Genomic DNA, 6976 nt, shown 5'->3' with positions numbered 1-6976 from the left:
CGCGAACACGTGGAGCTCAGCGGCCCCGCCGTGATTGTCGCTAGCGGGACGCTTTCCTGACCCGCAGGACGCGGAAGGATTTCGACGTGCTTTCCCGGGACACCGCGAAGGAACCATCGAGGGTATCGGCCAGCCAGCGCTGAAGCGAGTCCGCGCCAAGGTTCTTCTGCACCACGAGCCAGGCGTTTCCACCCGGAGCGAGCCGCGGCAGCCAGGTGAGCAGCAGGCTGTGGAGTTCATCCTTGCCGATACGGATGGGCGGGTTTGACCAGATAGTGTCGAACGTCACGGCGGGATCGACCTCGTCGGGCAGGCTCGCGGTGACATTCCCGAGCTCCAGGAGTGCGGCGTTCTCGTTGGTCAAGGTGACGCAGCGTTCGTTGACGTCGACGGCGTGGACCTGAGCGTGCGGCGCCATGAGCCCCATGGTCAACGCAATGGGACCCCAGCCGCAGCCGATGTCCAACAGGTTTCCCTGCGGCGCCGGCGGTGGAACCTCGGAGAGAAGGATCGCGGTTCCCTTGTCGATCCCGTCGGGGCTGAAGATACCGCCCGATGTCTGGAGCCGGCGGGTCGCGCCGGCCAGTTCCACCGTGAGGGGCTTGCGGGTGAACGGCCCCGCGGGCTGTGCGCTGAAATAGTGAGCAGACTCCATAGCTTGCCAGATTAGTGGCCAGCAGCGGGCAAGGGAAACCGCGCACTGCTCCAAACTGCCCCGGCCCGGGCTTGACGAGGTCTGATAGCGTGGTTCGCATGTTCTTGATCTCCGAGTAACCGACTCCGTGTAGCCGGCACCGCCCGCGACGCAGGCCTGCATTATGTGCAGCGCCATTCCGCCTTGGCATGTCCGTTCCAGAGGCCGTTCTTGACGCTTGGACACTCAGCAGATCGTCCCCTCCCGCCCCTGGGATCTGTGTTCGCAATCCGCGCAGCCCGTCCGGTTGGAGACCCCAGGCCATCGGCAGAGGCTTGCCAGGCATCAGCCCTGCGCGAATTCCGCGCCACAAGAGACGAATCGGCACTATTCTGGAAGTGCCGAACCCCCTAAAAGGAGACCATGACCACGCAGAAGAACACCGGACCCGATTCCGACGCCCAGGACATGAGTCCTGAAGAAATCCAGGCTGTCATCGACCGGATTCTCTCCAAGGACGCACCTGCCATAGTTCAGGACCGCGACGAACCCCGGGGCGTGTTTGGCAAAGCCCAGGCAATTTCCCGCCTGGACGAAGAACACAGCATCTACGACGGCGATCAAGAGGACCTGGCCGAACGCCGGGCCCTGCGCCGTACCGCCGGGCTGTCCACGGAACTTGAAGATGTTACCGAGGTCGAATACCGGCAGCTGCGCCTTGAGCGCGTCGTGCTGGCAGGCCTCTGGACCGAAGGCACCCTGGCCGACGCGAGAATTCCCTGAGGGAGCTCGCCGCCTTGGCCGAAACCGCCGGCTCGGAAGTCTTGGACGGCATCGTCCAGCGCCGCATGAAACCGGACCCCGGCACCTTCCTTGGCTCAGGCAAAGCCATGGAGCTCAAGGACATCGTGATGTCCACAGGAGCCGATACCGTGGTGGTCGACGCCGAACTGGCGCCATCCCAGCGGCGCGGCCTTGAAGACATCGTCAAGGTCAAGGTGGTGGACCGCACCACGTTGATCCTCGACATCTTCGCGCAGCATGCCAAGAGCCGCGAGGGCAAGGCCCAGGTTGAGCTCGCACAGTTGGAATACCTGTTGCCGCGCTTGCGTGGTTGGGGCGATTCCATGTCCCGCCAGGCCGGTGGCCAGGTGGGTGGCGCGGGTGCCGGCATGGGTTCCCGTGGTCCTGGTGAAACCAAGATCGAACTGGACCGCCGCCGAATCCGCACACGCATGGCCAAGCTGCGGCGCGAAATCGCCGCCATGAAGCCATCGCGCGAGACCAAGCGGGCCAACCGCCGTCGTAATGCCGTTCCTTCGGTTGCCATCGCCGGTTACACGAACGCCGGAAAGTCGTCACTGCTCAACCGCCTGACGGATGCCGGTGTCCTCGTGGAGAACGCGTTGTTCGCCACCCTGGATCCGACGGTGCGCAAGGCCCAGACCCCTGACGGAATCGGCTACACGCTCTCGGACACCGTCGGCTTCGTGCGTTCGCTGCCCACCCAGCTCGTGGAGGCTTTCCGCTCCACGCTGGAAGAAGTGGCCGACGCCGATCTGATCCTCCACGTGGTGGACGTTTCGCATCCCGATCCGGAAGGCCAGATCGCGGCCGTCCGCACGGTGTTCAGCGAAGTGGATGCCCGGAAGATCCCGGAGATCATCGTCCTGAACAAGGCGGACGCCGCTGATCCGTTCGTCATTGAGCGGCTCAAGCAAAAAGAGCCACGCCACGTCGTCGTGTCCACCCGCACCGGGCAGGGCATTGCCGAGCTCCTCGGGGCTATCAGCGAGGCTATTCCGCGCCCTGGCGTGCGCCTTGAAGTCCTGATTCCGTACAACCGCGGCGAGCTCATCAACAAGCTGCACAACACCGACGCCGAAATCCTCAGCCTTGAGCATGAGGAGGAAGGCACCCGCGTGGTGGCCATGGTCCACGAGAACCTGGCAGCCGAGTTGGAGTCGTTCGTCAGCAATGGTTGATCCAGAGGCGGGGGAGCGCGGCGAAACCGTGGGGGAACGGACCGCCCTCGAACTCCTGGACAAAGCCGTTGCCGGCATGGGAGGCCAAAACCGCACGGGCCAGCACCAGATGGCCAGGCAGGTGGCGCGGGCGATCGAGACCGGCGAACACCTCCTGGTCCAGGCGGGCACTGGCACTGGCAAGTCCCTTGCGTACCTGATTCCGTTGATTGCGCACTCGATGGAGAGCAACAAGCCCACGCTCGTGTCCACGGCCACCTTGGCCCTGCAGACGCAGATCGTGGGCCGGGATCTGCCCCGGCTCCTGGAAACCATCAATCCGGAGCTGGACCGCCCGGTCAGCATCGCCCTGGTCAAAGGCCGGGCCAACTATGTCTGCCGGCACAAGCTGGAGGGCGGGTTCCCCAGCGAGGAACCGGCTGAGGGGCAGCTGTTCTCCCTTGGCGAGGACACCAGCGTTCCGCATCTGGCCGCAGCCATCGGCGGGCCTGCCTCGCAGCTTGGCAAGGAAGTCGTGCGGCTGCGTGAATGGGCGGCGAAGACCACGACGGGGGACCGCGACGAACTCATGCCGGGCGTGACGGACCGGGCCTGGCGCCAGGTATCCGTCACGTCCATGGAGTGCCTCGGAGCGCAAAAGTGTCCGATGGCCGAGGAGTGCTTCAGCGAGCTCGCCCGCCACCGCGCCGCGGAGTCCGACGTCGTGGTCACCAACCACGCGATGCTCGCCGTCAGCGCCTTTGAAGGGCTGGCCGTCCTGCCCGAATACGACGTCGTGGTGGTGGACGAAGCACACGAGCTCCAGGACCGTGTGACCGGTGCCGTGTCCGGGCAGCTGTCCGTGGCGATGATCCATGCCGCGGCCTCCAGCGCCCGCAAACACACGGCCATCACCGTGGACGCGCTGAACGCCGCCGCTGATCGTTTGGAACTCGCGATCATGGGAGCGCCGTCCGGCCTCTTGCCCAACGGGCTCAATGACGAACAACTTGATGGCGTGGACCAGCTCCGGGAAGCGTGCCGTGCGGCGCTTTCCGATTCGAAGGGGGATTCGTCCAACGCGGTCGACGGCGGACGTCAGCTCGCGCGCTCACGGCTCATGCTGATCCTCGAGTTGTGCGAACGGCTGCTCTCCGCCCGGGAAAACAGGGAAGTCGTGTGGCTCTCCCGGAACAGCAGCTTCGATCCCCAGCAGGGCTACACGGCCCCCGACGAGGACTCGCCGGCGCTCATCAACATCGCGCCGCTCAGCGTCGCCGGACGCCTCCGCGAAGGGCTCTTCGCGGGCCATACCGTGGTGTTGACCTCTGCCACTTTGGCTATCGGGTCTGCATTCGAGGCCACAGCCGGAGGGCTGGGCTTGACTGGCCAGGGCGCCCCCAGCTGGACGGGCGTGGATGTCGGCTCGCCCTTCGACTACCCGAAGCAGGGCATGCTGTACGTCGCCAAGCACCTTCCCAAGCCTGGTCGCGGCACCTCGCCCGAAGCGTTGGACGAACTTGAAGAGCTCATCAAGGCCTCGCACGGCGGAGCTTTGTGCCTGTTCTCTTCCCGTCGTGCGGCTGAGGACGCCGCGGAAGCGATGCGGTCGCGCCTGGATGTGGACATCCTGTGCCAGGGAGAATCGACCATGGCCGCGCTGGTCAGGCAGTTTGCCGAGGAGGAGGACACCTGCCTGTTCGGCACCATGTCCCTCTGGCAGGGCGTCGACGTTCCCGGCGGTTCATGCCGGCTGGTCGTGATTGACCGGATCCCGTTCCCTCGCCCGGACGATCCCCTGATGACGGCACGGTCCCGCGCGGTCGCCCAGGCCGGGGGCAACGGTTTCATGGCAGTGTCTGCAACGCACGCGGCCATTCGGCTGGCACAAGGGGCCGGCCGCCTCATCCGTTCAACGGGGGACAAGGGGGTCGTGGCAGTACTGGATTCACGGCTTTCGACGGAGCGCTACGGCAACTTCCTCAGGGCAGCGTTGCCGCCCTTCTGGCCCACCACGGACCGTTCAGTGGTGCGCGGTGCCCTCGAACGTCTTTACGCCGAGTCGGCCACGGCCTAAGGCAGGGGCCCCTCGGGTGAGGGTGCCTTAGAGCGAGTGCGTCCTAGAGTGAGCGCAGGACCGAGACGACTTTGCCCATGATGGTGGCATGGTCGCCCAGGATGGGTTCGTACTGCGTGTTCTGCGGGAGCAGCCACGTGTGGCCGTCGCGCTGCCGGAAGGTCTTGACGGTGGCTTCGTCGTCCAGGAGTGCGGCCACGATGTCGCCGTTGAGTGCGTCGTTTTGACGCCGCACTACCACCCAGTCTCCATCGCAGATAGCGGCGTCGATCATGGAATCACCGGCGACCTTGAGCATGAAGAGCTCGCCATGGCCTACCAATTGCCGGGGCAGAGGCAGGACGTCCTCAACGGTCTGGTCGGCCAGGATGGGCCCACCGGCAGCAATGCGCCCGACGAGGGGAACCATGGCCGTGTCACTGGCACTCGCGAGTTCCGTGACGGCCAGGCCGCCGGCGCTGCGGAGTTTCGCCGGCGCTTCAACGCCGGGGATGACGGAGCCACCGTCCAGGGTCAACGGCATGAGGACTTCCATGGCGCGTGGACGCTTGGGATCTCGGCGAAGATAACCGAGCTTCTCGAGCTGCGACAACTGGTGGGTGACGCTGGACAAGCTGGCCAAGCCGACCGTGTCTCCGATTTCGCGCATCGACGGCGGATACCCGTGATCGTTCACTGAACGTTGGATGGTCTCCAGGATTTTCTTCTGGCGGACGGTCAGGCTCTTGGGGGCCTTCTGCGGCTGCTGGCTCCGCGCTGAGGCCGACCCGCTGCCAGTGGCTTTCGCTGCCATGTTCGCCAACACCCTTCCGTTCCGTCCGCGCGGCCCTGAGGGGCTTGCCGGGACTGTCGGCCTGAAATGTCAGACCCTCCTGTTGCACTGATTCAGTGCTCGTTCCTTCACTCAAACGTAGGGCAGGCGCAGGCGTTTATCAAACATTTGTTCTAGCGAGTCTCGACATCGTTCGTTGATAAGTGCTAAAAATGTCATAGCAAGGTTCGAATATGTGTTCTATAAAAGTGGTGCGGGGTCCGGGTGTTCGCCCGAATCGTTCGAAGACAACAACGAACAACCGTCCTGCAAGCACTGAATGAAGGCAAGAATTGGCAGCCGCAACCAGAGATTCCGGAACGCGGCATTGTTCAGAAGGGCTCAGCTCATGTCCGCAATCACCATCACCCACACACCCGGCCACGGTGCGCCGGCGGGCCGGCTCCGCCTGACCCGCAGGGGCCGCATGGTCTTCTTCGGCGTCCCGGCCATGCTCCTGGTTGCAGCGCTCCTTAGCCTGGCGGGATTCCTGAATTCGCCGGCCAAGGCTGCTGATTCCGCCGCTGAACTGCAGCCCACCTCCAGCACGAGCGTCACGGTACAAGTGGGCCAGTCCTTGTGGGGGATTGCGGGAAGCGCCGCACCATCCCGCGATCCACGCGACGTCGTTGCGGAGATCATCCAGCTGAACAACCTCCAGGACGGCCACATCGTGCCCGGCCAGCAGCTGTTCATTCCTTCGACTTAGCGGCAACTTGGACCGGGTTGCCCGGCCCCTGGACGGTCTCCGTGCCGTCACAGTTTCAGGGCATCCGCCGCGGCACCTTAAACTGTCATGGTGAGTGACCAGCTTGAGCGACTTGACCGACTTCCCCTCCGGACCAACCTTCGCGGCCTGAGCCCCTATGGCGCGCCGCAGCTTGATGTTCCGATTTTGCTCAACGTCAACGAAAACACGCATGGCGTCCCAGCGGACGTCCAGGCGGCCATCACCGAAGCGGTCGCGGCAGCCGCCACCGGACTGAACCGCTACCCGGACCGCGAGTTCACCGAATTGCGCGAGGCCCTTGCGGAATACCTTGGCCACGACCTTTCGGCCGAGAACATCTGGGCAGCCAACGGCTCCAATGAAGTACTCCAGCAGATCCTCCAGGTCTTCGGCGGCCCGGGCAGGTCCGCGCTCGGTTTCCCGCCGACGTACTCCATGTACCCTTTGCTCGCGAGCGGAACAGACACTGCATACATCGCTGGTGTTCGCGCTGAAGACTATGGCCTCGATGCGGCCTCGGCGGCCGCGCAGGTCCGTGAACTCAAGCCGAATGTCGTGTTCCTTTGCTCCCCGAACAACCCCACCGGCACGGGACTTGGCCTGGACGTTGTCGAAGCCGTGTACGACGCCGGCGAGGCGAGCCGGACCGTGGTGATCGTGGACGAGGCCTACCACGAGTTCGCCCACGACAACACGCCAAGCGCGTTGACGCTCCTCCCCGGCCGGGAGCGCCTTATTGTGTCCCGGACCATGAGCAAGG

The 6976-nt window shown here is 64.7% G+C and carries 5 protein-coding genes and 1 pseudogene; 4 read left to right on the top strand and 2 right to left on the bottom strand.

All coding sequences use genetic code 11. The annotated features are described in order from the left end of the window. Window positions 1–40: 40 nt before the first annotated feature. On the bottom strand, window positions 41–655 hold the full coding sequence (locus AHiyo1_RS04910) for a class I SAM-dependent methyltransferase (protein WP_059387802.1): 615 nt from the start codon (window positions 653–655) through the stop codon (window positions 41–43). Between the two features lie 402 nt (window positions 656–1057). On the opposite strand from AHiyo1_RS04910, the pseudogene hflX reads away from it, so the two are divergent. Both hflX and AHiyo1_RS04900 read left to right on the top strand, forming a co-directional pair. After that, window positions 1058–2619 (top strand): annotated as a pseudogene (gene hflX / locus AHiyo1_RS04905) (GTPase HflX). After that, window positions 2612–4675, top strand: a complete 2064-nt coding sequence (locus AHiyo1_RS04900) for an ATP-dependent DNA helicase (RefSeq protein WP_059387801.1) — start codon at window positions 2612–2614, stop codon at window positions 4673–4675. The pseudogene hflX and the gene AHiyo1_RS04900 overlap by 8 nt, the downstream one beginning before the upstream one ends. Window positions 4676–4718: 43 nt before the next feature. Here AHiyo1_RS04900 and lexA read toward each other — a convergent pair whose 3' ends face one another. Further along, the gene (lexA, locus tag AHiyo1_RS04895) at window positions 4719–5468 is read right to left on the bottom strand and encodes a transcriptional repressor LexA (protein ID WP_059387803.1); all 750 of its coding nucleotides are present in this window, start codon (window positions 5466–5468) and stop codon (window positions 4719–4721) included. Between the two features lie 367 nt (window positions 5469–5835). Between lexA and AHiyo1_RS04890 the strand changes: the two genes are divergently transcribed. Both AHiyo1_RS04890 and AHiyo1_RS04885 read left to right on the top strand, forming a co-directional pair. After that, window positions 5836–6195 (top strand): LysM peptidoglycan-binding domain-containing protein, encoded by a 360-nt coding sequence (locus tag AHiyo1_RS04890; RefSeq protein WP_059387800.1) that lies wholly within the window; start codon window positions 5836–5838, stop codon window positions 6193–6195. Between the two features lie 90 nt (window positions 6196–6285). Beyond that, window positions 6286–6976 (top strand): aminotransferase class I/II-fold pyridoxal phosphate-dependent enzyme (locus tag AHiyo1_RS04885; protein ID WP_113990569.1); only part of this gene is annotated, 691 nt, incomplete at its 3' end.

The organism is Arthrobacter sp. Hiyo1 (genome assembly GCF_001263615.2).
Taxonomy (GTDB): Bacteria; Actinomycetota; Actinomycetes; order Actinomycetales; family Micrococcaceae; genus Arthrobacter.
This window is presented reverse-complemented; position numbering and strand designations above follow the sequence as displayed.

Excerpts from the sequence above, each read along its gene's own strand:
- AHiyo1_RS04910 (WP_059387802.1), bottom strand. The coding sequence starts at position 655 with ATGGAGTCTGCTCACTATTTCAGCGCACAGCCCGCGGGGCCGTTCACC.
- AHiyo1_RS04900 (WP_059387801.1), top strand. The coding sequence starts at position 2,612 with ATGGTTGATCCAGAGGCGGGGGAGCGCGGCGAAACCGTGGGGGAACGG.
- lexA (WP_059387803.1), bottom strand. The coding sequence starts at position 5,468 with ATGGCAGCGAAAGCCACTGGCAGCGGGTCGGCCTCAGCGCGGAGCCAG.
- AHiyo1_RS04890 (WP_059387800.1), top strand. The coding sequence starts at position 5,836 with ATGTCCGCAATCACCATCACCCACACACCCGGCCACGGTGCGCCGGCG.